Source organism: Staphylococcus borealis, from assembly GCF_001224225.1.
In the GTDB taxonomy this organism is placed as follows: Bacteria; Bacillota; Bacilli; order Staphylococcales; family Staphylococcaceae; genus Staphylococcus; species Staphylococcus borealis.
This window is the reverse complement of sequence record NZ_CUEE01000001.1, coordinates 19641-42199: the sequence shown is the minus strand read 5'-3', so window position 1 is coordinate 42199 and position 22559 is coordinate 19641. Positions and strand designations below refer to the sequence as shown.

The 22559-nt window shown below is 33.7% G+C and carries 26 protein-coding genes and 1 pseudogene; 25 read left to right on the top strand and 2 right to left on the bottom strand.

The genetic code is table 11. The features are described from left to right. The first annotated feature begins 5 nt into the window (after nt 1–5). The 11 genes from rpmJ to rpsI all read left to right on the top strand — a co-directional run bounded on the left by rpmJ (nt 6) and on the right by rpsI (nt 7156). Nucleotides 6–119, top strand: a complete 114-nt coding sequence (gene rpmJ / locus AK212_RS00220) for a 50S ribosomal protein L36 (RefSeq protein ID WP_001829709.1) — start codon at nt 6–8, stop codon at nt 117–119. Between the two features lie 22 nt (nt 120–141). Then, on the top strand, nt 142–507 hold the full coding sequence (rpsM, locus tag AK212_RS00215) for a 30S ribosomal protein S13 (RefSeq protein WP_011275142.1): 366 nt from the start codon (nt 142–144) through the stop codon (nt 505–507). A gap of 23 nt (nt 508–530) precedes the next feature. Further along, complete coding sequence (gene rpsK / locus AK212_RS00210) at nt 531–920, top strand: 30S ribosomal protein S11 (RefSeq protein ID WP_000101625.1); 390 nt, start codon at nt 531–533, stop codon at nt 918–920. Nucleotides 921–1003: 83 nt separating this feature from the next. Next, nucleotides 1004–1948, top strand: coding sequence for a DNA-directed RNA polymerase subunit alpha (locus AK212_RS00205; protein ID WP_011275143.1), 945 nt, complete (start codon nt 1004–1006; stop codon nt 1946–1948). Nucleotides 1949–1969: 21 nt separating this feature from the next. Continuing rightward, the gene (rplQ, locus tag AK212_RS00200; RefSeq protein WP_011275144.1) at nt 1970–2341 is read left to right on the top strand and encodes a 50S ribosomal protein L17; all 372 of its coding nucleotides are present in this window, start codon (nt 1970–1972) and stop codon (nt 2339–2341) included. Nucleotides 2342–2778: 437 nt separating this feature from the next. Continuing rightward, on the top strand, nt 2779–3591 hold the full coding sequence (locus tag AK212_RS00195; protein WP_053028549.1) for an energy-coupling factor transporter ATPase: 813 nt from the start codon (nt 2779–2781) through the stop codon (nt 3589–3591). Next, on the top strand, nt 3588–4451 hold the full coding sequence (locus AK212_RS00190) for an energy-coupling factor transporter ATPase (RefSeq protein WP_053028548.1): 864 nt from the start codon (nt 3588–3590) through the stop codon (nt 4449–4451). Before AK212_RS00195 ends, AK212_RS00190 begins: the two co-directional genes overlap by 4 nt. Further along, complete coding sequence (locus AK212_RS00185; protein ID WP_053028547.1) at nt 4441–5247, top strand: energy-coupling factor transporter transmembrane component T family protein; 807 nt, start codon at nt 4441–4443, stop codon at nt 5245–5247. Before AK212_RS00190 ends, AK212_RS00185 begins: the two co-directional genes overlap by 11 nt. Before the next feature lie 4 nt (nt 5248–5251). Then, nucleotides 5252–6055: a tRNA pseudouridine(38-40) synthase TruA gene (truA, locus tag AK212_RS00180; RefSeq protein WP_053028546.1), complete on the top strand. Its 804-nt coding sequence runs from the start codon at nt 5252–5254 to the stop codon at nt 6053–6055. 251 nt (nt 6056–6306) lie between these two features. Continuing rightward, nucleotides 6307–6744 (top strand): 50S ribosomal protein L13, encoded by a 438-nt coding sequence (gene rplM / locus AK212_RS00175; protein ID WP_011275149.1) that lies wholly within the window; start codon nt 6307–6309, stop codon nt 6742–6744. Between the two features lie 19 nt (nt 6745–6763). Then, on the top strand, nt 6764–7156 hold the full coding sequence (gene rpsI, locus AK212_RS00170) for a 30S ribosomal protein S9 (RefSeq protein WP_011275150.1): 393 nt from the start codon (nt 6764–6766) through the stop codon (nt 7154–7156). Nucleotides 7157–7505: 349 nt separating this feature from the next. Here the strand turns inward: rpsI and AK212_RS00165 are convergent, their stop codons facing one another. Continuing rightward, nucleotides 7506–8237: an NAD-dependent protein deacylase gene (locus AK212_RS00165; protein WP_053028545.1), complete on the bottom strand. Its 732-nt coding sequence runs from the start codon at nt 8235–8237 to the stop codon at nt 7506–7508. Between the two features lie 268 nt (nt 8238–8505). On the opposite strand from AK212_RS00165, the gene AK212_RS00160 reads away from it, so the two are divergent. From AK212_RS00160 to AK212_RS00120, 9 genes and pseudogenes are all read left to right on the top strand, one after another. Further along, nucleotides 8506–9261 (top strand): DeoR/GlpR family DNA-binding transcription regulator, encoded by a 756-nt coding sequence (locus AK212_RS00160; protein ID WP_053028544.1) that lies wholly within the window; start codon nt 8506–8508, stop codon nt 9259–9261. 249 nt (nt 9262–9510) lie between these two features. Next, complete coding sequence (gene lacA, locus AK212_RS00155; protein WP_053028543.1) at nt 9511–9939, top strand: galactose-6-phosphate isomerase subunit LacA; 429 nt, start codon at nt 9511–9513, stop codon at nt 9937–9939. A 16-nt stretch (nt 9940–9955) separates the two neighbouring features. Next, on the top strand, nt 9956–10471 hold the full coding sequence (gene lacB / locus AK212_RS00150; protein WP_053028542.1) for a galactose-6-phosphate isomerase subunit LacB: 516 nt from the start codon (nt 9956–9958) through the stop codon (nt 10469–10471). Nucleotides 10472–10483: 12 nt separating this feature from the next. After that, nucleotides 10484–11416 carry a tagatose-6-phosphate kinase gene (locus AK212_RS00145; RefSeq protein ID WP_053028541.1) on the top strand — a complete coding sequence of 311 codons (933 nt, stop codon included), beginning with the start codon at nt 10484–10486 and terminating at the stop codon, nt 11414–11416. A 3-nt stretch (nt 11417–11419) separates the two neighbouring features. After that, nucleotides 11420–12396, top strand: a pseudogene (gene lacD, locus AK212_RS00140) (tagatose-bisphosphate aldolase). Nucleotides 12397–12420: 24 nt separating this feature from the next. Next, a complete protein-coding gene (locus AK212_RS00135) occupies nt 12421–12735 on the top strand; it encodes a PTS lactose/cellobiose transporter subunit IIA (protein WP_053028540.1) in 315 nt (104 codons plus the stop codon). Between the two features lie 5 nt (nt 12736–12740). Then, nucleotides 12741–14492, top strand: coding sequence for a lactose-specific PTS transporter subunit EIIC (locus AK212_RS00130; protein WP_053028539.1), 1752 nt, complete (start codon nt 12741–12743; stop codon nt 14490–14492). Nucleotides 14493–14507: 15 nt separating this feature from the next. Then, nucleotides 14508–15920 (top strand): 6-phospho-beta-galactosidase, encoded by a 1413-nt coding sequence (gene lacG, locus AK212_RS00125; RefSeq protein WP_154392003.1) that lies wholly within the window; start codon nt 14508–14510, stop codon nt 15918–15920. Nucleotides 15921–16178: 258 nt separating this feature from the next. Next, nucleotides 16179–17030: an alpha/beta hydrolase gene (locus AK212_RS00120; protein WP_053028537.1), complete on the top strand. Its 852-nt coding sequence runs from the start codon at nt 16179–16181 to the stop codon at nt 17028–17030. A gap of 47 nt (nt 17031–17077) precedes the next feature. On the opposite strand, the gene AK212_RS00115 is transcribed toward AK212_RS00120, so the two are convergent. Next, nucleotides 17078–18079, bottom strand: a complete 1002-nt coding sequence (locus AK212_RS00115) for an LLM class flavin-dependent oxidoreductase (protein WP_053028536.1) — start codon at nt 18077–18079, stop codon at nt 17078–17080. Nucleotides 18080–18225: 146 nt separating this feature from the next. On the opposite strand from AK212_RS00115, the gene AK212_RS00110 reads away from it, so the two are divergent. From AK212_RS00110 to AK212_RS00090, 5 genes are all read left to right on the top strand, one after another. After that, complete coding sequence (locus AK212_RS00110; RefSeq protein WP_053028535.1) at nt 18226–19239, top strand: zinc-binding alcohol dehydrogenase family protein; 1014 nt, start codon at nt 18226–18228, stop codon at nt 19237–19239. A 138-nt stretch (nt 19240–19377) separates the two neighbouring features. Further along, nucleotides 19378–20928, top strand: a complete 1551-nt coding sequence (locus AK212_RS00105; protein WP_053028534.1) for a BCCT family transporter — start codon at nt 19378–19380, stop codon at nt 20926–20928. 176 nt (nt 20929–21104) lie between these two features. Then, entirely contained in the window at nt 21105–21641 is a 537-nt protein-coding gene (gene amaP, locus AK212_RS00100; protein ID WP_053028533.1) for an alkaline shock response membrane anchor protein AmaP, read from the top strand. Nucleotides 21642–21653: 12 nt separating this feature from the next. Next, the gene (locus AK212_RS00095; RefSeq protein ID WP_053028532.1) at nt 21654–21893 is read left to right on the top strand and encodes a DUF2273 domain-containing protein; all 240 of its coding nucleotides are present in this window, start codon (nt 21654–21656) and stop codon (nt 21891–21893) included. 67 nt (nt 21894–21960) lie between these two features. Continuing rightward, nucleotides 21961–22494, top strand: a complete 534-nt coding sequence (locus tag AK212_RS00090) for an Asp23/Gls24 family envelope stress response protein (RefSeq protein WP_053028531.1) — start codon at nt 21961–21963, stop codon at nt 22492–22494. Nucleotides 22495–22559: the final 65 nt, after the last annotated feature.

Genomic DNA, 22559 nt, shown 5'->3' with positions numbered 1-22559 from the left:
TAAAAATGAAAGTAAGACCATCAGTTAAACCAATTTGCGAAAAATGTAAAGTCATTAAACGTAAAGGTAAAGTAATGGTAATTTGTGACAATCCTAAGCACAAACAAAGACAAGGTTAATAAAAGAGAGGTGTAAATATATATGGCACGTATTGCAGGAGTAGATATTCCACGTGAAAAACGTATCGTTATTTCATTAACATATGTATATGGTATTGGTACTTCAACAGCTAAAAAAATCGTTGAAGAAGCTAACGTATCAGCAGACACACGTGTAAAAGATTTAACAGATGACGAATTAGGTCGTATTCGTGAAGTTGTTGACAGTTATAAAGTTGAAGGTGACTTACGTCGTGAACAAAACTTAAACATTAAACGTTTAATGGAAATTTCATCATACCGTGGTATCCGTCATCGTCGTGGTTTACCAGTTCGCGGTCAAAAAACTAAAAACAACGCACGTACGCGTAAAGGCCCAGTTAAAACTGTAGCTAACAAGAAAAAATAATAGGTAAAGGAGGCAAAATATAAATGGCACGTAAACAAGTATCTCGTAAACGTAGAGTTAAAAAGAATATTGAAAATGGTGTGGCTCACATCCGTTCAACATTCAATAATACAATCGTAACTATCACTGATGAATTTGGTAATGCTTTATCTTGGTCATCAGCTGGTGCATTAGGTTTCAAAGGATCTAAAAAATCAACTCCATTCGCAGCGCAAATGGCTTCTGAAACTGCATCAAAATCAGCAATGGAACATGGTTTAAAAACTGTTGAAGTAACAGTAAAAGGACCTGGACCAGGTCGTGAATCAGCTATCCGTGCATTACAATCAGCTGGTCTAGAAGTAACTGCAATCAGAGACGTTACTCCAGTACCACATAACGGTTGTCGTCCACCAAAACGTCGTCGCGTCTAATTTTTAATAGATTGTTATTGTTACAGATCACTGAGCGAAACAGTTTAAAATTAAGTCGACGTAATTAAGGAGGATTTTTGTAAATGATAGAAATTGAAAAACCTAGAATTGAGACAATTGAAATTAGTGAAGATGCTAAATTCGGTAAGTTCGTTGTTGAACCACTAGAACGTGGCTACGGTACTACACTAGGAAACTCCTTACGTCGTATCCTACTATCTTCATTACCAGGTGCAGCCGTTAAGTACATTGAAATTGAAGGTGTTTTACACGAGTTCTCAGCTATAGATAATGTTGTTGAAGATGTTTCTACTATCATTATGAACATCAAAAAATTAGCACTTAAAATCTATTCTGAAGAAGATAAAACATTAGAAATCGATGTTCGAGATGAAGGCGAAGTTACTGCAAGTGACATTACTCATGATAGTGATGTGGAAGTTCTAAATCCAGAACTTAAAATCGCAACAGTGTCTAAAGGTGGACATTTAAAAATTCGTCTTGTTGCTAACAAGGGTAGAGGTTACGCATTAGCAGAACAAAATAATACTAGTGATTTACCAATCGGTGTAATTCCTGTTGATTCACTATACTCACCAGTTGAACGTGTTAACTATACAGTTGAAAATACACGTGTCGGTCAAAGTAGTGATTTTGATAAATTAACTTTAGATGTTTGGACTAATGGTTCAATCACTCCACAAGAGTCAGTATCATTAGCTGCTAAGATTTTGACTGAACATTTAAATATTTTTGTAGGTCTTACAGATGAAGCACAAAATGCTGAAATCATGATTGAAAAAGAAGAAGATCAAAAAGAAAAAGTACTTGAAATGTCTATTGAAGAATTAGACTTATCAGTACGTTCATACAACTGTTTAAAACGTGCAGGAATCAATTCAGTTCAAGAGTTAGCTGATAAATCTGAAGCTGATATGATGAAAGTTCGTAATTTAGGTCGTAAATCTCTAGAAGAAGTTAAATATAAATTAGAAGATTTAGGATTAGGATTAAGAAAAGAAGATTAATAAGTTAAAGGAGGTCAACTCATGGGTTACAGAAAATTAGGTCGTACTTCTGATCAACGTAAAGCTATGTTACGTGACTTAGCTACTTCACTTATCGTTAGTGAACGTATTGAAACTACAGAAGCTCGTGCAAAAGAAGTTCGTAGTGTTGTTGAGAAATTAATCACTTTAGGTAAAAAAGGAGATTTAGCTTCTCGTCGTAATGCTGCTAAAACATTACGTAATGTTGAAATCTTAAACGAAGATGAAACGACACAAACTGCACTTCAAAAATTATTCGGTGAAATTGCTGAACGTTATACAGAACGTCAAGGTGGTTACACTCGTATTCTTAAAGTAGGTCCTCGTCGCGGAGACGGTGCTGAATCAGTTATCATCGAATTAGTAGATTAATTCAAGATATAAATACACTAACTACTTATATGTAAAGCAAATGAGTGCAACGATAATGTTTGCCACATACAAATATTGTCTAGCTCAGAGTGCCCCATCAATTAAATAAATTTCAAAGCGTGAACTCAACTAAAATATGATGGGGTGCGCGCTTTTTTATTTTAATAGCGCATATCAGCAACCAATGATTTAAAATGTTCTTATATGATGAGATACGAACTTTTAATATTTGACTGCAAATTCACAGTAGTTGACTAAATTGAGATGGCTCAATTAAATGCGAATGACTATAGTCAACCTTAGAGAGGCGGGATATTGAATTCAATAAGAATTCTATCCGGTCCTCTTTTTATATTCAGAAATGAAACAAAGTTTCATATACATGATAATCATATTCATGTAAACTATAAGAGTACAAATTTTTAGGAGGGATTCTAGTGGAGGCAAATCATACAAATATTATTGAACTTAAGCATATCGATTTTCAATATCAAGGCGATGCAGCCTTCACACTGAGCGATGTATCCTTTCAAATCCCTAAAAATAAATGGACTTCTATAGTTGGTCACAATGGCTCTGGAAAATCTACAATTGCTAAACTCATTGTTGGTATTGAAACGGCTACGAATGGTACGGTATATTTTAATCAATCACCGATTATTAACGAGGAGTTTAAAAATATACGTGAACACATAGGCATTGTCTTTCAAAACCCTGAGAACCAATTTGTAGGTTCAATTGTTAAATATGATGTTGCCTTCGGTTTGGAAAATCATTCTGTTCCCACAGAAAAAATGAAAGTCATCGTTGCTCGGGCGATTAGTGATGTTGGAATGACTGATTATGCTGACTATGAGCCACATTCACTATCAGGTGGTCAAAAACAACGTGTCGCTATTGCAGGCGTGTTAGCATTAAGCCCAACCGTGATTATTTTAGATGAAGCGACGTCTATGCTGGATCCTCAAGCTAAAAAATCATTATTAAGCTTGATTCAAGATGTTAAAGCAACGAAAGATGTGACAATTATATCTATTACACATGATTTAACTGAAGCACTTGAAGGAGATCATGTGATTGTGATGAATCACGGAACAGTTTATAAAGAAGGTAGCCCTAAAGCAATTTTCAAAGATATACATATGTTACAAGAACTTGGTCTAGATTTACCTTTTTCAATGAAAATGAATCAATTGCTAGGATTTGATGATCAGTTCATAACATATGAAGGGTTGGTAGAAAAGCTATGATAATTAAGTTTAATGATGTTGCTTATACCTATCAACGAGGCACACCTTATGAGTATAATGCATTAGAACATATTAATTTAACGATTGAACAAGGAAAGTACTACGCTATTGTAGGACAAACTGGAAGTGGAAAATCAACCTTAATTCAACATTTTAATGGGTTACTAAAACCAACAAACGGTTATATAGAGCATGATCAACTGACAATTACAGCAAAGACTAAAGATAAGTTGATTAGGCCTATACGACAAAAAGTTGGCCTAGTGTTTCAATTTCCTGAATCACAATTGTTTGAGGACAATATTGAAAGAGAAATCGAGTTTGGACCTAAGAACTTTGGCATGAATGTTGAAGAAGTGAAGGAAAGAGCGTTTGATTTATTATTAGAGTTAGGTTTTCCAAGAAATGTTATGTCACTGTCACCCTTTCAAATGTCGGGGGGACAGATGCGTAAAATTGCAATTGTTTCAATATTAGCTATGGACCCAGATGTGATTGTGTTAGATGAACCTACAGCTGGTTTAGATCCAAAAAGTCGTCAACAAGTGATGGCGTTATTTAAAGAAATACAAATAAAGCAAAATAAAACAATCATCCTTGTGTCTCATGATATGAATGAAGTTGCAAAATACGCTGAAGAGATTATCGTGATGAATAATGGCAATATTGTTGAACAAGTGACACCTAAGGAACTGTTCAGACAAGTGAACCGATTAGAAGAATGGCATATAGCATTACCAGATGTCGTCCAATTACAACGTGATATTGAAATCAAACACGGCATTGAATTTAAGACAATCGCATTATCAGAAGATGAATTTGTAAAGATGTATCAGGAGTGTCAACAACATGAAGAATAAATTAATTATAGGTAGATACTTGCCTAATAACTCAGTTATTCACCATCTAGATCCACGGGCTAAGGTCTTATTTGTATTTATGTTTATTATTCTAATCTTTTTTGCACATTCATTTGCAACGTTTGGTTGGATTATATTATTAATATTAGTATTTATGTTTTTAGCGAAGATTAAATTTTGGTTCCTAATTAAAGGTTTGACACCGATATTTATCTTTACGTTATTTACATTTGCAATGCATATCTTTTTCACACATGGTGGCACGCGACTAGTAGATTACGGAATCATAAAAATTGATAGTGCCGGCATACTAGAAGGTATATTTATATCATTACGTCTGATTACTATCGTGATGGTTGCAACGATAATGACTTTATCTACAAGTCCAATTGATTTGACAGATGCTTTTGAAAAATTATTAACTCCATTAAAATGGTTTAAGATACCTGTACATCAACTAAGTATGATTATGTCAATCGCATTAAGATTTATTCCAACATTAATGGATGAATTAGATAAAATTATATTAGCTCAAAAATCACGTGGTTCTGAGTTGAGTTCAGGTGGACTAATGACACGTATTAAAGCATTTATACCTTTAATGATTCCGTTATTTATTTCAGCTTTTCAAAGGGCTGAGGAGTTAGCCATTGCTATGGAAGTGCGTGGTTATGATGCAAATGTAAAGCGAACAAGTTATAGAAAATTACAATGGCGAATGGCTGATACGATGTGCTTAATCAGTTTCATTCCCATAGCTGTCGTATTATTCGTATTAAAATACATTGGAGTGTAATACAGTGCGTATACTCGTTAATATTTCTTATCAAGGAAGTCAATTTCTGGGCTTCCAAATTCAGCAACAAGGAAGAACGGTCCAGCAACAATTCGAAAAAATATTAAAGCGTATGCATCGCCGCCATGTCCGAATTCATCCTTCTAGTCGCACTGACAGAGGTGTGCATGCATATGAACAGTTTTTTCACTTTGATACTGAATTAAACATTGAACCTAAGCAATGGAAGTATGCGATGAATCGTGCGTTACCAGACGATATATATGTGAATGATGTCCAACACGTCGATTATCAATTTCATTGTCGTTACGACTGTGTTGGTAAACGATATCGTTATAGAGTCTATCAAGGATCTCATCGTAATCCTTTTGAAAGTGGGCTAAAGACATTTATCAAAGAAGATTTAGATTATTCTAAAATGAACGAAGCTGCGAAGCATTTTATTGGAACACACGATTTTACAGGATTTTGTTCTCAAAAGACTGAAGTTGAAAGTAAAGTGCGAACGTTGTATCAAAGTGAAATCATCATAACCGATGAGGGCTTTGATTATGTAGTGACTGGATCCGGCTTCTTATATAATATGGTTCGCGTGTTAGTAGCGTTTTTAATTGAAGTTGGAAAAGGTAAGCGTAACCCTAATGAAGTACCGACATTATTAAATGAAAAAAATAGAGATAATGTACCGTTTACTGCTCCGGCAGAAGGGCTTTATTTAGAGAAGATATATCTCTCAGAGAAAGGCTTAACAACAGACTTTGGAGATAATATTAAAATTCATCGTAAAAAATCACTACAAAATGATTAAATTGCATTGACAAACGGAGCTATAAAATATAACATAGTTAACGGTATTGTTTTATATCCACCCCATGATAAGCCCCGGAAACTTATTGTGTTACAAGATATATAAGCAAATTATACAGGAATAAAATAAATGAACATTTACGCTTTGAAATCGTAACAGAATGAATAGATTGCAGGCCTCGTTCGTAGGTTCGACTGCGATACGTACCTGTAATCTAAAACGAAGCATTTATTTTTAGGAGGACAATTATTATGCGTCAAACATTTATGGCAAATGAATCAAACATTGAGCGCAAATGGTATGTTATTGATGCTGAAGGCCAAACATTAGGTCGTTTATCATCTGAAGTAGCATCTATCTTACGCGGTAAAAATAAAGTAACTTACACACCACACGTTGACACAGGTGATTATGTAATCATCATCAACGCTGCTAAAATCGAATTAACTGGTAAAAAAGAATCAGATAAAATCTATTACCGTCACTCAAATCACCCAGGTGGTATCAAATCAGTTACTGCTGGTGAATTAAAACGTAATAACCCAGAACGTTTACTTGAAACATCAATCAAAGGTATGTTACCAAGTTCACGTTTAGGTGAAAAACAAGGTAAAAAATTATTTGTATATGGTGGCGCTGAACATCCACACGCTGCACAACAACCAGAAAACTACGAGTTACGTGGTTAATTAGAAGGAGGAAATGACATTGGCACAAGTTGAATATAGAGGCACAGGCCGTCGTAAAAACTCAGTAGCACGTGTACGTTTAGTACCAGGTGAAGGTAATATTACAGTTAACGAACGTGACGTACGTGAGTACTTACCATTCGAATCATTAATCTTAGACTTAAACCAACCATTTGATGTTACAGAAACTAAAGGTAACTATGATGTATTAGTTAACGTACACGGTGGTGGTTTCACTGGACAAGCACAAGCTATCCGTCACGGAATCGCACGTGCATTATTAGAAGCAGATCCTGAATACAGAGGTTCATTAAAACGCGCAGGTCTATTAACTCGTGACCCACGTATGAAAGAACGTAAAAAACCAGGTCTTAAAAAAGCACGTCGTTCTCCACAATTCTCAAAACGTTAATTGCCAAAGCTGTTGCGAATTTATTCGCTTACAGATTTGGTACGCAAATTGCGTCAGCAAGTTGTGTTCCAATAGAACGAGTAAAGCACTTCTCAATTTTGAGAAGTGCTTTTTTATATGCATAAAAGGGAGTGGGATAGAATTCTTTTTAAATTCGTTGTCCCTCTCCCAACTTGCTTTGCTTGTAGAATTTCTTTAAGAAATTCTCTGTGCTGGGGCCCCGCCCGCAAGGATGACTAGAACTGAGAAAAGCTTGATTTAAGCGCCTTCTCAGTTCAGTCAGCTACCGCGAATTTGCAAAAATAGCTTCATTATATTATTTATGTCCCAGCCTCTTTGAATTATCTTTTTACTTTTTAAATACTTCTTCGACGACTTCTGTCATATCATTATGAATGACTAAGTCTGCTTTTCTATCGTATGGTGTTTTATCTCGATTAATGATAACTAAATGATCACCAGTAAAGTTTGAGATGAATCCAGCTGCTGGTTGTACTACAAGTGATGAACCTAATACGATGACAGTGTCAGCCTTTTGGATTTTATCAAGCGCACGAAAAACAGTTGGTTGGTCTAACATTTCACCGTATAGTACGATGTCAGGTCTGATTACCTCACCACATGATTCACAATATCTTAATTCATGATCCATGACATAAGATTTTGTGTATTCCTCACCACACTTAATACAATAGAATCGATTGAGTGTGCCATGAATTTCATCGATATGTTGACTTCCTGCGTCTTCATGTAAGCCATCAATGTTTTGAGTGATGACACCCAAAGATTTACCTTCTTTTTCTAACTCTGCAATCCATTCATGAACAATATTAGGTTTTTTATCAGCTACAAGTAAACGCTTATGATAAAAATCAATAAAGCTTTCTTTATTATCATTAAGATGGTCAATACTTAATAAATATTCTGGAGAATAGCCATCTTTGGATATTTCATCAAATAATCCTCCCATAGAGCGGAAATCAGGAATACCACTTGCAACAGAAACACCAGCGCCAGTGAAGAAGACAATATGATTTGATTTATCTACAATTTCTTTTAACTTTTCGATCTTATTACTCATTCAAAACACTCCATATACACAAATTGATTCTAACTTTTGATAGAATTATATTTAATATTACTTATATACTTATTACAACATACTATCAGATATACTTTCTAGAAATTGCTTTCTAAATATAAGATTTAAATGTAAGTGCATTGATAAAAATGTTAGAGTTCACTTGATTTATAGTATAAAATTAAAATGTGCGAATTAATTTTAATAAATTCAAGTATCCAATGTATATCATTTACTTGAAAATGTGATGTGGGAAGTGAAGAGTTGAATGAATAAATACGATCGTTTAGATGAAATAACTAAACTCGTAAATCAAAGAGGCACTGTTAGAACTAATGAGATTGTAGAAGAATTAAATGTATCGGATATGACAGTAAGACGTGATTTAGCTGAACTTGAAGAAAAAGGATTACTTACCAAAATTCATGGGGGCGCAAGAAGTAATGCTATGTTTCAATTTAAAGAGAAGTCACATCAAGAGAAACACACACACAATATAGAAGAAAAACGAAACGTTGCACGAAAAGCCATTCATTTAATCGAAGAAAACGATACGATTTTTCTTGGACCTGGTACGACAATAGAATGTTTAGCCGAAATCATGGAGTTAAAATCACTAACAGTTATTACAAATTGTTTCCCAGTGTTTAAAATATTGTTTGAAAAAAGATCAATTGATTTTAAAGTTTATTTACTTGGTGGGGAAATGAGGGCGTTAACCGAGTCATTTGTAGGTGAAATGGCCAATGCACTGCTTAAAACAAAACGTTTTAGCAAAATGTTTTTTAGTTGTAATGGCATTAAAGATGCAGATGTTCTTACATCAACAGTCGATGAAGCGTATACCCAACAATTGGCTTTAGAGCGATCAGTTGAAAAGTACTTACTAATAGACTCATCAAAATTAGGGAAAGAAGACTTTACCCAATTGTGTAGGTTAGACGATTTAACTGCAGTCATAATTGATAAGGTCGATGTTGATAACATAGAGAAATTAAAATTACATACTGAAGTGATTGAGTAAATTACACTTTAAGTCTGATATTGTTTGAAATTAAACAATATTAGGCTTTTTTATATTTCAAAAAGATAAATAAACATAAAACAAAACAATTTTGTTTAAAACAACTAATTATCAAACAATATTCAAACATTTAATGTTGATTATTTGTTTATTTATGTTTATAATTTAAACATAAAGAGTTGAAAGCGCTTTTTCACAATATAAAGATAGACACATATATGTGAATCAATTTATTAAAGGAGAATGGTTATGACAGTTATTATTGGTTCAGATGTAGACGGTAAACGACTCAAAGAAGTAGTCAAAGCATTTTTAAAAGAGAATAATCATGAAGTATTAGATGTAACAGAAGGCAAAGATGTTGACTTTGTTGATTCAACATTAGCCGTTGCGCAAGAAGTTCAAAAGAATGATGAGAATTTAGGCATTGCAATTGATGCTTATGGCGCAGGAAGTTTCATGGTCGCTACTAAAATCAAAGGAATGGTTGCAGCAGAAGTTTCAGATGAAAGATCTGCTTATATGACACGTGGTCATAATAATGCTCGCATGATTACGATGGGTTCAGAAATTGTTGGAGATATGCTTGCTAAGCATGTTGCTAAAGAATTTGTAAATGGACACTATGACGGTGGTCGTCATCAAATCCGTGTAGATATGTTAAATAAAATGTGCTAAATAGGAGGACTTTAAAATGAAAATAGCTATTGGTTGCGATCATATTGTAACAGACACAAAAATGGCAGTTTCAAAACATTTAAAAGAACAAGGACATGAAGTAATTGATGTAGGAACATACGATTTTACAAGAACACACTATCCAATTTTTGGTAAAAAAGTGGGTGAAGCTGTAACAAGCGGTGAAGCGGATTTAGGTGTATGTATTTGTGGAACAGGTGTTGGTATTAGTAACGCTGCTAACAAAGTGCCAGGCGTACGTACTGCTTTAGTTCGTGATATGACAACAGCGCTTTATTCAAAAGAGGAATTAAATGCGAATGTTGTTAGTTTTGGTGGAAAAATCGTAGGTGAATTATTCATTTTTGATATTGTAGATGCTTTCATCAAAGCGGAATATAAACCAAGCGAAGAGAATAAAAAATTAATAGCTAAAATTGAGCATTTAGAAGCACATAATGATAAACAAGCTGATCCTCATTTCTTCGATGAATTTTTAGAAAAATGGGACAAAGGTGAATATCACGATTAAGGGTGACAATCTATGATTCTAACGTTAACACTAAATCCTTCGATAGATATTTCATATTCTCTAGACCATTTTAGTCTTGATACAGTGAATCGTGTTAATAACACGATAAAAACTGCGGGAGGCAAAGGGTTAAATGTAACTCGTGTTTTATCAGAATATGGTGAAGATGTGACAGCAAGTGGTTTCTTAGGTGGCAAGTTGGGCGAATTTATAGAGCAGCAATTGAACGCCAATCAAATTAATCATCACTTTTTTAAGATTAATGAAGAAACACGAAATTGTATTGCTATTCTTCATGAGGGACAACAGACTGAGATTCTTGAACAAGGATCTTCAATCACTGAGCTAGAAGCGTCAGAATTTAAAACGCATTTGGCCAAATTATTAACAAAAGCTAACGTCATTGCGATGTCTGGTAGCTTACCAAGAGGATTGAAGTCGGATTATTATGCCGATTTAATTCAGTTAGCCGAACAGCATCAGAAATTGACTATCTTAGATAGTTCAGGTCAATCTTTGTTAGATGTTTTGCTAAGTGATTATAAACCAACTGTAATCAAACCTAACATCGATGAGTTGGCACAATTGTTACAAACGAAAGTAACCTCAGAAATTGAGTGTCTAAAAGATGCAGTTAATCAACCCATATTTGATGGTATAGCGTGGATTATCGTTTCACTAGGAAGCGAAGGTGCATTCGCCAAACATCATAACAACTACTATAAAGTAAATATTCCTCGCATAGATGTGGTGAATCCTGTTGGATCAGGTGATTCAACTGTAGCAGGTATTGCATCAGGTTTAATTCATCAAGATGAGGATGACGTACTATTAAAAAAAGCCAATGCATTTGGAATATTAAATGCAATGGAAAGTCAAACTGGACATATTGATGTACATAAATTTGACGAAATATTCCAACAAATTGAAGTTATAGAGGTGTAATTAATGACTAAATCACAACAAAAATTAGCATCAATAGAGCAATTGAGTAATCAAGAAGGCGTTATCTCAGCTTTAGCGTTTGACCAACGTGGTGCTTTGAAAAGAATGATGGCTGAGCATCAAACAGAAGAACCAACTGTTGAACAAATTGAACAACTAAAAGTATTAGTATCTGAAGAATTAACACAATATGCTTCGTCAATTTTATTAGACCCTGAATATGGTCTTCCAGCATCTGAAGCGCGTAACAAAGACTGTGGATTATTATTAGCCTACGAAAAAACAGGTTATGACGTAAATGCTAAAGGACGTTTACCAGACTGCCTAGTTGAATGGTCAGCAAAACGTTTAAAAGAACAAGGCGCTAATGCGGTTAAATTTTTACTTTACTATGATGTTGATGATTCAGAAGACATTAATATTCAAAAGAAAGCATATATTGAAAGAATCGGATCTGAGTGTGTAGCAGAAGTATCCCATTCTTCCTAGAAGTACTTACTTATGATGATAATATTCCGGATAATAAAAGTGCTGAATTCGCGAAAGTAAAACCTCGTAAAGTCAATGAAGCTATGAAATTATTTTCCGAAGAACGATTTAATGTAGATGTACTTAAAGTTGAAGTACCGGTAAATATGAACTTTGTAGAAGGATTTACAGAAGGTGAAGTTGTTTATAGCAAAGAAGAAGCGGCGCAACATTTCCGTGATCAAGAAGGTTCAACACATTTACCATATATCTATTTAAGTGCTGGTGTTTCTGCAGAATTATTCCAAGAAACATTGAAATTTGCACATGAAGCTGGTGCGAAATTTAATGGTGTACTTTGTGGACGTGCTACTTGGTCAGGTGCAGTAAAAGTGTATATCGAAGAAGGCGAAGCAGCTGCACGTAAATGGTTACGCACTACTGGATTCAAAAATATTGATGATCTTAATAAAGTATTAGAATCAACTGCAACATCATGGAAATCAAAATAAATCATTTAAAGGGGGCACATCATAATGAATAGAGAAGAAGTGCAATTACTAGGGTTTGAAATTGTAGCATATGCTGGAGATGCACGTTCAAAATTATTAGAGGCATTAACTGCAGCTAAAAATGGTGAGTTAGATAAAGCAGACCAATTAACTGAAGAAGCAAACGAATGTATTGCAAATGCACATAAAGCGCAAACAAGTTTGTTAGCTAAGGAAGCACAAGGCGAAGATATCGCATATAGCGTTACAATGATGCACGGTCAAGACCATTTAATGACAACACTACTATTAAAAGATTTAATGAAACATCTATTAGAATTATATAGAAGAGAGAGTTGAATGCTATGAACAAATTAATTGCTTGGATTGAGAAAGGAAAACCGTTCTTTGAAAAAATATCTCGTAATATTTATTTAAGAGCTATTCGTGATGGATTTATCGCAGCAATCCCAATTATCTTATTCTCTAGTATCTTTATTTTAGTTACCTATGTTCCTAACGTGTTTGGTTTCACATGGAGTAAAACAATGGAAGGAATTCTAATGAAACCATACAACTATACGATGGGCATTGTTGGTTTTATAGTAGCAGGTACGACTGCTAAATCATTGACTGATTCGTTTAACCGGAAATTGGATAAAACAAATCAAATTAACTTTATCTCAACTATGATGGCAGCAATGTGTGGCTTTTTATTCCTAGCAGCGGATCCTGCAAAAGATGGTGGATTCTTAAGTGGATTTATGGGAACGAAAGGTTTATTAACAGCATTTCTATCAGCATTTATTACTGTGATTGTATATAACTTCTTTATCAAACGTGATATTACAATCAAAATGCCGAAAGAAGTTCCACCTAACATTTCGCAAGTGTTCAAAGATATATTTCCTCTATCAGCAGTAATCATTATTTTATATGCGTTAGATTTAATTGTGAGAGCTACTGTACATACGAATGTAGCCAATGGTGTATTAAAATTATTTGAACCATTGTTTACTGCAGCAGATGGTTGGGTTGGTGTAACTATTATCTTTGGTGCCTTTGCATTCTTCTGGTTCGTTGGTATTCACGGTCCGTCAATCGTAGAACCAGCTATAGCAGCTATCACGTATGCTAACTTAGAAGCGAACTTACATTTAATTCAAGCTGGAGAACATGCTAATAACGTTATTACACCAGGTACTCAAATGTTCGTTGTTACTATGGGGGGAACTGGTGCAACGTTAGTCGTGCCATTTATGTTTATGTGGCTAACTAAATCGAAACGTAATAAAGCGATTGGTAGAGCATCTGTAGTACCTACATTCTTTGGTGTCAATGAACCAATTTTATTTGGTGCACCATTAGTGTTAAACCCAGTGTTCTTTATTCCGTTTATCTTTGCCCCAATTGCAAACGTATGGATCTTTAAGTTCTTCGTAGATGTATTAGGAATGAACAGTTTTAGTATCTTCTTACCATGGACTACACCAGGTCCATTAGGTATCGTGATGGGTACTGGTTTTGCATTTTGGTCATTTGTACTTGCTATCGTCTTAATTGTAGTAGATGTAATTATTTACTACCCATTTGTAAAAGTGTATGATGAACAAATTTTAGAAGAAGAATTAGGAAATAAAACTGCTAATAATGAGTTGCAAAACAAAGTAGCAGCAAACTTTGATACTAAAAAAGCAGATGCCATCCTAGCATCAGCTGGTGCGACTGATACAAGTCATTCTCAAACAGGTCAAGATGAAGCATTCAATAAGAATGAAACGCAACAAAGTAACATCACAGAACAAACCAATGTACTTGTTCTATGTGCTGGTGGAGGAACTAGTGGTTTATTAGCTAACGCTTTAAATAAAGCAGCTGAAGACTATAATGTTCCTGTTAAAGCAGCAGCAGGCGGTTATGGTGCGCATATGGATATTATGAAAGATTATCAATTAATTATTTTAGCGCCTCAAGTTGCTTCAAATTATGAAGACATTAAGCAAGATACAGATCGACTAGGTATTAAATTAGCTAAAACACAGGGTGTTGAATATATTAATTTAACTCGAGATGGCAAAGCAGCATTAGACTTCGTTCAACAACAATTTGAAAAATAATTAGGAGATGAAAGTATAATGAAAAAATTACCAGAAGATTTTATATTCGGTGGTGCGACAGCGGCTTATCAAGCAGAAGGCGCGACTAAAACAGATGGAAAAGGTCGTGTAGCATGGGACACTTATCTTGAAGAAAACTATTGGTATACAGCTGAACCAGCAAGTGATTTTTACAATAAATATCCTATTGATTTAGAATTAAGTGAAAAATTTGGTGTGAATGGTATTCGTATTTCGATTGCATGGTCACGCATATTCCCTAAAGGATATGGTGAAGTTAATCCTAAAGGTGTAGAATACTATCATAATTTATTTAAAGAATGTCATAAAAGACATGTAGAGCCATTTGTAACATTGCACCACTTTGATACTCCAGAAACATTGCATAGTGATGGCGACTTTTTAAATCGTAAGACAATCGATTACTTTGTAGAGTATGCAAAATTCTGTTTCGAAGAATTTGAAGAAGTTAATTATTGGACTACATTTAATGAAATTGGGCCTATTGGTGATGGTCAATATTTAGTGGGTAAATTTCCACCAGGAATTAAGTATGACTTTGCTAAAGTGTTTCAATCACACCACAACATGATGGTCGCACATGCAAAAGCTGTGAAGTTATTTAAGGATAATGGCTATAGTGGTGAAATTGGAGTCGTACACGCATTGCCAACTAAATACCCTTATGATCCAACAAATCCAGAAGATGTTAGAGCAGCTGAATTAGAAGATATCATTCACAATAAATTTATCTTAGATGCAACTTATCTTGGTAAATATTCTCGTGAAACTATGGAAGGCGTTCAACACATTTTATCTGTTAATGGTGGTAAATTAGATATACCAGAAGAAGATTATAAAGTATTGGATGCGGCCAAAGATTTAAATGACTTCTTAGGTATCAATTACTACATGAGTGATTGGATGAGAGGTTATGAAGGTGAATCTGAAATTACGCATAATGCCACAGGTGATAAAGGTGGTTCTAAATATCAACTCAAAGGTGTAGGTCAACGTGAATTTGATGTTGACGTACCCCGTCCTGATTGGGACTGGATGATTTATCCAAAAGGATTATATGATCAAATCATGCGTGTAGTTAAAGATTATCCAAATTATCATAAAATCTACATTACTGAGAATGGACTTGGATACAAAGACCAATTTGATGAAGAACGTAAAACGGTAGATGATGACGCTCGTATAGATTATGTGAAAAAACATCTTGAAGTCATTTCTGATGCTATTCGTGATGGTGCCAATGTAAAAGGTTACTTCATATGGTCATTAATGGACGTCTTCTCATGGTCAAATGGTTATGAAAAACGATATGGTCTATTTTATGTCGACTTTGAAACACAAGAACGTTATCCTAAGAAGAGTGCATATTGGTACAAAGAACTAGCGGAAAGTAAGGAAATTAAATAAGAGCTGGACAGAAATTAAAATAAATTCGTTGTTCCGCCTCAAAACTATTATATTCAATCAATTAGGGCAGAGAAAATGCTTATATCAAGCTAATCTCTGTCCTATTTCTTTATTAATAGTTTAATCCTATTACTACAATAAATTAGCAATTTATATTTAGTTCATTAACATGCGTATTTAAATTTACTAACTAACTTAATTTTCATATTTATAACAATATCATTTATACTTATAGAAAACCTATTGGAGTATGATATTATGAGCACTTTTAAAACCATTATTTTTAGTTTAATTATAAGCATATTGATATTTACGATAGTTGGTTGTCAAACAAATCGTAATCATTCATCTAATTATCAGAATAATAATCAAAAGCAGGTTGCAACATTGTTTATGCATGGGTATGGAGGAACGAATCATTCCGAAAAATATATGGTCAATCAAGCAGTAACTAAAGGTGTGACTAAGGATGTTGTTACAGCAAATGTTTCAACCAATGGAGAAGTTCAGTTTAGAGGCAATATCTCGAAGAGGTCAAACAATCCAATTATCAAAATATTATTTGAAGATAATAAAAATGGGGATGTAGCACAAAATGCCAAAAATATTAAAAATGTACTCACTCAAATGAAAGACAAATATCATATAGAGCATTATAATTTCGTAGCACATTCAATGGGGAATTTATCATTTGCTTACTTTATGAAATATTATGGGAATGACAATGAATTGCCTCAACTTCAAAAAGAAGTAAACATAGCTGGTACATATAATGGTGTTTTAAATTTAAATGAAAAAGTAAATGAAATATCTGTTGATAAAAATGGTAAACCGAGTAAAATGAACGCAAATTATAAAGAATTATTAGGTCTTAAAAATAGTTATAATCATAAAAATATAGAAGTGTTAAATATTTATGGTGACTTACAAGATGGTACACATTCAGATGGAAGTGTATCAAATAGTTCGTCACGCTCCTTAAAATATTTGTTAGGTGATAGTCCTAAAACTTATAGAGAATCTAAATATACAGGAAAAGAAGCGCAACACAGTGCGCTACATCATAATAGAGAAGTATCAGATGAAATTATAAAATTTTTGTGGGAATAAATTGTCACAATAATAATTGTCAAATTGTAATGCCAGACACGATGATTTTATTGTGAGGTGTTAGCGATGAGTTGAATTAATTCTAGTCTAGCATCTTCTCCAAACACGTGAGGCATAATCATGATTTCATCTACATGATACGTTTCTATTAATTGAGTTAATTTTATTCGTACTTCATTAGGTAGGCCACTAATAACACGACGCTTGTTTTGTTCAATTTTTTTTAATTCACTCGAAGTATAATGACGGTGTTGCGCAGTAATAATTGATGGGTAAGATTTTGGTTGATTGAGATAATTGATACGCAAAAGCCATAAATGTAGGGCATCTAATAAATCAGCAACTTTATTAGACGTTTGAGCTGTAACTACAAATGTAGACAGAATAACATAAGGCTTCTTTGATTCTGATATGTCATTCAATTGATTGTATCGATGTCGATAATAGCTGATAAGATGATTTAGCTTATCTTGTGGTTGTCCCATATATGCAATTACAAAAGGTAACCCTTTTTGCGCAGCTAATTCTGCACTGCGTTCGCTCATTCCTAAAATAAACATATCAGGTGAGTCATCAATTTGAGGTGTTGCATATATAGACATATATCGATGCGGTTCATCATATTGGTTACTAAAGTAGTGTCGCAAATCATCTATTTGATTGTCTAGAGTAGGCTTTTTGTTTTTATACTCATTAAGCGCTTCATTTACTTGCTTAAAACTTGGTGACCGACCTAAACCCATATCTATTCTGTGAGGGTGACATGCTGACATTATTTTAAATTGTTCAGCCACTTTATAAGCACTATAATGAGGTAACATTACGCCACCACTACCAATCTTTATCGTTTGCGTATGTTCTAGTAACATCATCATTACAATTTCTGGTGCACTAGATGCGACCGAAAAAACATTATGATGTTCAGCAACCCAAAATCGTGTATAACCTAATTTCTCAGCAGTTTGAGCTAACGTTATACTATGCTTAAATGCATCATGGGCATTGCTATTTTCAAAAATTGGAACATAGTCTAAAATGCTTAATTTCAATTATAAATATGCCCCTTTCAACAGTAATAATAAGTTAGATAAATTGTATTAGTATTGTAAAATGAAGCCATCTATATTGCTATCTATTTGTTTATAATATTATACTTAGTTAAAACATAAGCATAGTTAAAGGTGGCGTTAAATCAATGAAAGTAATTGGATTTGAACAACCATTTCAGTTATCAGAAGGCAATTTATTTAAAACGTACGCGTTAGATATTCCAAAACCAAAGGCACATGAATTATTAGTTAAAATACAATCTATCAGTGTTAATCCAGTAGATACGAAACAACGTTTGACGGAGGTATCAAAAGTACCTCGTGTATTAGGTTTTGACGCAGTCGGTTATGTTGAATCAGTTGGAAGCGACGTTCGTATGTTTGAGGAAGGTGACATTGTATATTATTCTGGCTCACCCGATCAAAATGGATCAAACGCAACATATCAAATCATTGATGAAAGATTAGTTGCTAAGGCGCCTCAAAACATTAGCTTCGAGCAAGCTGCAAGTTTACCATTGACTGGTATAACTGCATCCGAGACATTGTTTGATGTATTTGGCATTTCACATAATCCTGAAGATAATAAAGGGAAATCATTGTTAATCATAAATGGAGCAGGAGGTGTAGGTAGTATTGCGACACAAATTGCTAAGGCTTATGGTCTACACGTTATAACGACTGCATCACGTGACGAAACCATTCATTGGACTAAGGACATGGGTGCTGACATTGTCCTCAATCACCAAGAAGATTTAGTTAAGCAATTTAAAGCGCAAGGCATTGAATTAGTAGATTACGTCTTTTGTACATTCGATACAGATATGTATTATGACACAATGATTGAATTAGTGAAGCCAAGAGGTCATATTGCAACGATAGTAGCATTTCAAAATAAACAAGATTTAAATGCTTTGAAACCTAAAAGTTTAACTTTCTCACATGAATTTATGTTTGCAAGACCATTGAATCAAACGGATGATATGATTAGACATCATGAATACTTAGAAGATATTACTAAGAAAATTGAGCAACATGTATATAAACCAACTACAACGAGAGTAATAGAGGGCTTAACGGCTGATAATCTATATCAAGCACATCAAATATTAGAATCGAATTCAATGATTGGTAAATTAGTTATTCGTTTAACGCAATAACTTAAATATATAAATAATTTAATTGTAATAGAAATATGAATAATTGGCGTTTATTCCTGTTGAAAAAGGCAATAGGTATAAACGTCATTTTATTTTGACCAAAATTGAATAAACAATATTTGTTGAAAGGAGTATATGATGCGAAAAAAGTCGATTAGTTTAGTATTTTGGAGAGCATTAGCTATTTGTACACTATTTGTTATATACGGTGCTATTTTTCCTAAACAATTAGAGATAGGAACCCAAAACATTACTACATTTATAGCGAAGCATTTCTCATGGTACTACTTATTGCTAGTTTTACTTATATTCTTTGTCTGCGTGTATTTATTATTTTCAAGATATGCGTCGATTACACTTGGTGAAGAAGGTGAAGATCCAGAATTCTCTCTTCCATCATGGTTTGCTATGTTATTTAGTGCTGGTATGGGCATTGGATTGGTATTTTGGACTACTTCTGAACCGATCAGTCATGCGTTTACATTAACGCCTATACATAAAGCAGGTAGTCAGACGGCTATTAATGATGCCTTTCAATTTGCATTCTTCCATTGGGGTGTACATGCATGGGCTGTATATGGAATTGTGGCTTTAGTCTTTGCATACTTTAGTTTCCATAAAGGATATCCTGGTTTAGTAAGTGCAACATTAGTCCCTATATTTGGTGAAAAATCTATGAAGGGACCTTTAGGTGGCGCAATTGATGTGTTAGCTGTTATTGCAACAGTTACTGGCGTTGCAGCAACACTTGGATTTGGAGCACTTCAAATCAATGAAGGCTTAAATTTCCTGTTTAATATCCCTAATAATTTTGGCACTCAGGTTATATTAATTATTATTGCGACAGCTTTGTTTACTTGGTCAGCGTGGTCTGGGATAGACAAAGGCATTAAAACACTCAGCAACGTTAATATGCTATTAGCATTTATTGTATTAATAGGATTATTTATAGTGGGGCCAACACTTTATATCCTAAACACATTTACAAATGGATTAGGTAATTATATCTTTAATTTCTTTAATATGAGCTTACGTATTCCAATGAATGGTGGAGAAAAATTCCAATGGCTTCAAAACTGGACTATTTTCTATTGGGCCTGGTGGGTATCATGGGCACCCTTCGTCGGTATCTTTATAGCAAGAGTTTCAAGAGGACGTACGATTAAAGAATTTATTCTCGGTGTATTATTTGTTCCAGCACTTGTATGTTTCTTTTTCTTTGCAGTTTTCGGCGCATCAGCGGTGTATTTACAAGATAAAGGTATTGCTAATATTGCAAAAGAAGCAACAGAAACAGCAACCTTCGCTACTTTAGAACATTATCCACTTGGATTTATTTTAAGTATTGTCACTTTAGTCGTTATTATGATTTTCTTTGTGACGTCAGCAGATTCAGCAACGTATGTATTAGGCATGTTAAGTTCAAAAGGTGATATTAATCCAGCTTCTTTTGTCAAAGTAAGTTGGGGTATAATACTAGCATTATTTGCCATGATTATGATTTATACCGGTGGTACGCAAGCAATTCAAAACTTACTTATTATAGCAGCTTTACCATTTTCAGTTGTCATAATATTAATGATTTGGTCATTATTTAAATCGTTAAGTATAGATCATCCAAGAACGTCTAACAAATTTCCAAATATATTGCAGTATAAAACGTCGAAGCAAAAAGAAATAAAAAAATAAGAATGAAATATATGTTTTCACTGTGCTAAATTTGGGAATACTCTTTGTAGAAAGTAAAAAATTAATAAATATTTAAATAATTATATTAATAATTTTGAATTAATGTTTTGAATAATATTTATAGGGTATTAATTCGTATACAATAATTCAACAATAACTTAGGAGGTGCGTACGAGGTGAAAAGACTAAAAAACTTTATCCTCGGCCTATTAATAGTTGCTATTGTTGGATTCCTATTGTTTATGTACATAAAAGATAGTCGAATAACAAAATATCAAGACTACTTCCTACAATTCAATTGGTTCCAACCACTATTAATTGGTTTGGCTGCATTACTTATATTGATAGGCTTAATATTAGTATTCAGCATATTTAAACCAACATATAGAAAACCAGGATTATACAAAGATTATGATGATGGTCATATTTATGTATCTCGTAAAGCAGTCGAAAAATCAGCTTACGATACAATTACTAAATACGATCAAGTAAGACAACCTAACGTCGTTGCGAAACTTTATAATAAGAAAAATAAATCTTATATCGATATTAAGGCTGACTTCTTAGTACCTAATGATGTACAAGTTAAGTCTTTAACTGAAAGTATTCGTTCAGACATTAAACATAATGTTGAGCATTTTACTGAATTACCAGTTAGAAAACTTGAAGTGAATGTCAGAGATCAAAAAACAGCTGGCCAACGCGTTCTGTAAGGGAGGGATAACATGGCTGATAATAATAATCAAAATGGACAAGATGGAAGTCAACAAATCATTGACTTTATTAAATCTTACAAATGGCGAATCATTGGTTTCTTTGCATTTTTAATTATAGCAATCTTATTCCTAACTTTAGGATTTTGGAAAACAATTTTAGTTATCGTATTATGTTTAATCGGAATCGGTGTTGGGTATATTAAAGACCGTACACAGGATTTCATGAATTTTTTAAATAGATGGAGTTAACCTATTTATTTGAGAACACATTATTAAAAGACTAAAAAATAATATATAGATAAAAGGAGAATGTAATATGTCAGTAGAAAACAATAATAACAAAGCTAAACAAGCGTATAACAATCAAACAGGAGTTAATGAAAAAGAAAGAGAAGAACAACAAAAACAAGCAGAACAATACAGACAACAAAATGAACAACAACAATTCGAAAACAAATTAACATTTTCAGATGAAGTTGTTGAAAAAATCGCAGGCATCGCAGCTCGTGAAGTTAAAGGTATCTTAGATATGAAAGGCGGTTTCGCTGATAACTTCACTAATGCATTTTCAAGTGGTAACAACGTAACAACAGGTGTTTCTGTTGAAGTTGGCGAAAAACAAGCAGCAATTGACTTAAAAGTAATTTTAGAATACGGTGAATCTGCACCAAAAATCTTCCGTAAAGTTACTGACTTAGTTAAAGAACAAGTTAAATACATCACTGGCTTAGAAGTAGTAGAAGTAAACATGCAAGTAGATGATGTGATGACTAAAAAAGAATGGCAACAAAAAAACGAAAAAAATAATAACAACAACAATAACAATTCTGAAAGATCAGGATTACAATAAGTATAAATTTAACCCTTTAGGTTGTGTGCACAGCCTAAAGGGTTTTTTGTATCAATTTTATTTGT

Excerpts from the sequence above, each read along its gene's own strand:
- rpmJ (WP_001829709.1), top strand. The coding sequence starts at position 6 with ATGAAAGTAAGACCATCAGTTAAACCAATTTGCGAAAAATGTAAAGTC.
- rpsM (WP_011275142.1), top strand. The coding sequence starts at position 142 with ATGGCACGTATTGCAGGAGTAGATATTCCACGTGAAAAACGTATCGTT.
- rpsK (WP_000101625.1), top strand. The coding sequence starts at position 531 with ATGGCACGTAAACAAGTATCTCGTAAACGTAGAGTTAAAAAGAATATT.
- AK212_RS00205 (WP_011275143.1), top strand. The coding sequence starts at position 1,004 with ATGATAGAAATTGAAAAACCTAGAATTGAGACAATTGAAATTAGTGAA.
- rplQ (WP_011275144.1), top strand. The coding sequence starts at position 1,970 with ATGGGTTACAGAAAATTAGGTCGTACTTCTGATCAACGTAAAGCTATG.
- AK212_RS00190 (WP_053028548.1), top strand. The coding sequence starts at position 3,588 with ATGATAATTAAGTTTAATGATGTTGCTTATACCTATCAACGAGGCACA.
- AK212_RS00185 (WP_053028547.1), top strand. The coding sequence starts at position 4,441 with ATGAAGAATAAATTAATTATAGGTAGATACTTGCCTAATAACTCAGTT.
- rplM (WP_011275149.1), top strand. The coding sequence starts at position 6,307 with ATGCGTCAAACATTTATGGCAAATGAATCAAACATTGAGCGCAAATGG.
- AK212_RS00165 (WP_053028545.1), bottom strand. The coding sequence starts at position 8,237 with ATGAGTAATAAGATCGAAAAGTTAAAAGAAATTGTAGATAAATCAAAT.
- AK212_RS00160 (WP_053028544.1), top strand. The coding sequence starts at position 8,506 with ATGAATAAATACGATCGTTTAGATGAAATAACTAAACTCGTAAATCAA.
- lacA (WP_053028543.1), top strand. The coding sequence starts at position 9,511 with ATGACAGTTATTATTGGTTCAGATGTAGACGGTAAACGACTCAAAGAA.
- lacB (WP_053028542.1), top strand. The coding sequence starts at position 9,956 with ATGAAAATAGCTATTGGTTGCGATCATATTGTAACAGACACAAAAATG.
- AK212_RS00145 (WP_053028541.1), top strand. The coding sequence starts at position 10,484 with ATGATTCTAACGTTAACACTAAATCCTTCGATAGATATTTCATATTCT.
- AK212_RS00135 (WP_053028540.1), top strand. The coding sequence starts at position 12,421 with ATGAATAGAGAAGAAGTGCAATTACTAGGGTTTGAAATTGTAGCATAT.
- AK212_RS00130 (WP_053028539.1), top strand. The coding sequence starts at position 12,741 with ATGAACAAATTAATTGCTTGGATTGAGAAAGGAAAACCGTTCTTTGAA.
- AK212_RS00120 (WP_053028537.1), top strand. The coding sequence starts at position 16,179 with ATGAGCACTTTTAAAACCATTATTTTTAGTTTAATTATAAGCATATTG.
- AK212_RS00110 (WP_053028535.1), top strand. The coding sequence starts at position 18,226 with ATGAAAGTAATTGGATTTGAACAACCATTTCAGTTATCAGAAGGCAAT.
- AK212_RS00105 (WP_053028534.1), top strand. The coding sequence starts at position 19,378 with ATGCGAAAAAAGTCGATTAGTTTAGTATTTTGGAGAGCATTAGCTATT.
- AK212_RS00095 (WP_053028532.1), top strand. The coding sequence starts at position 21,654 with ATGGCTGATAATAATAATCAAAATGGACAAGATGGAAGTCAACAAATC.
- AK212_RS00090 (WP_053028531.1), top strand. The coding sequence starts at position 21,961 with ATGTCAGTAGAAAACAATAATAACAAAGCTAAACAAGCGTATAACAAT.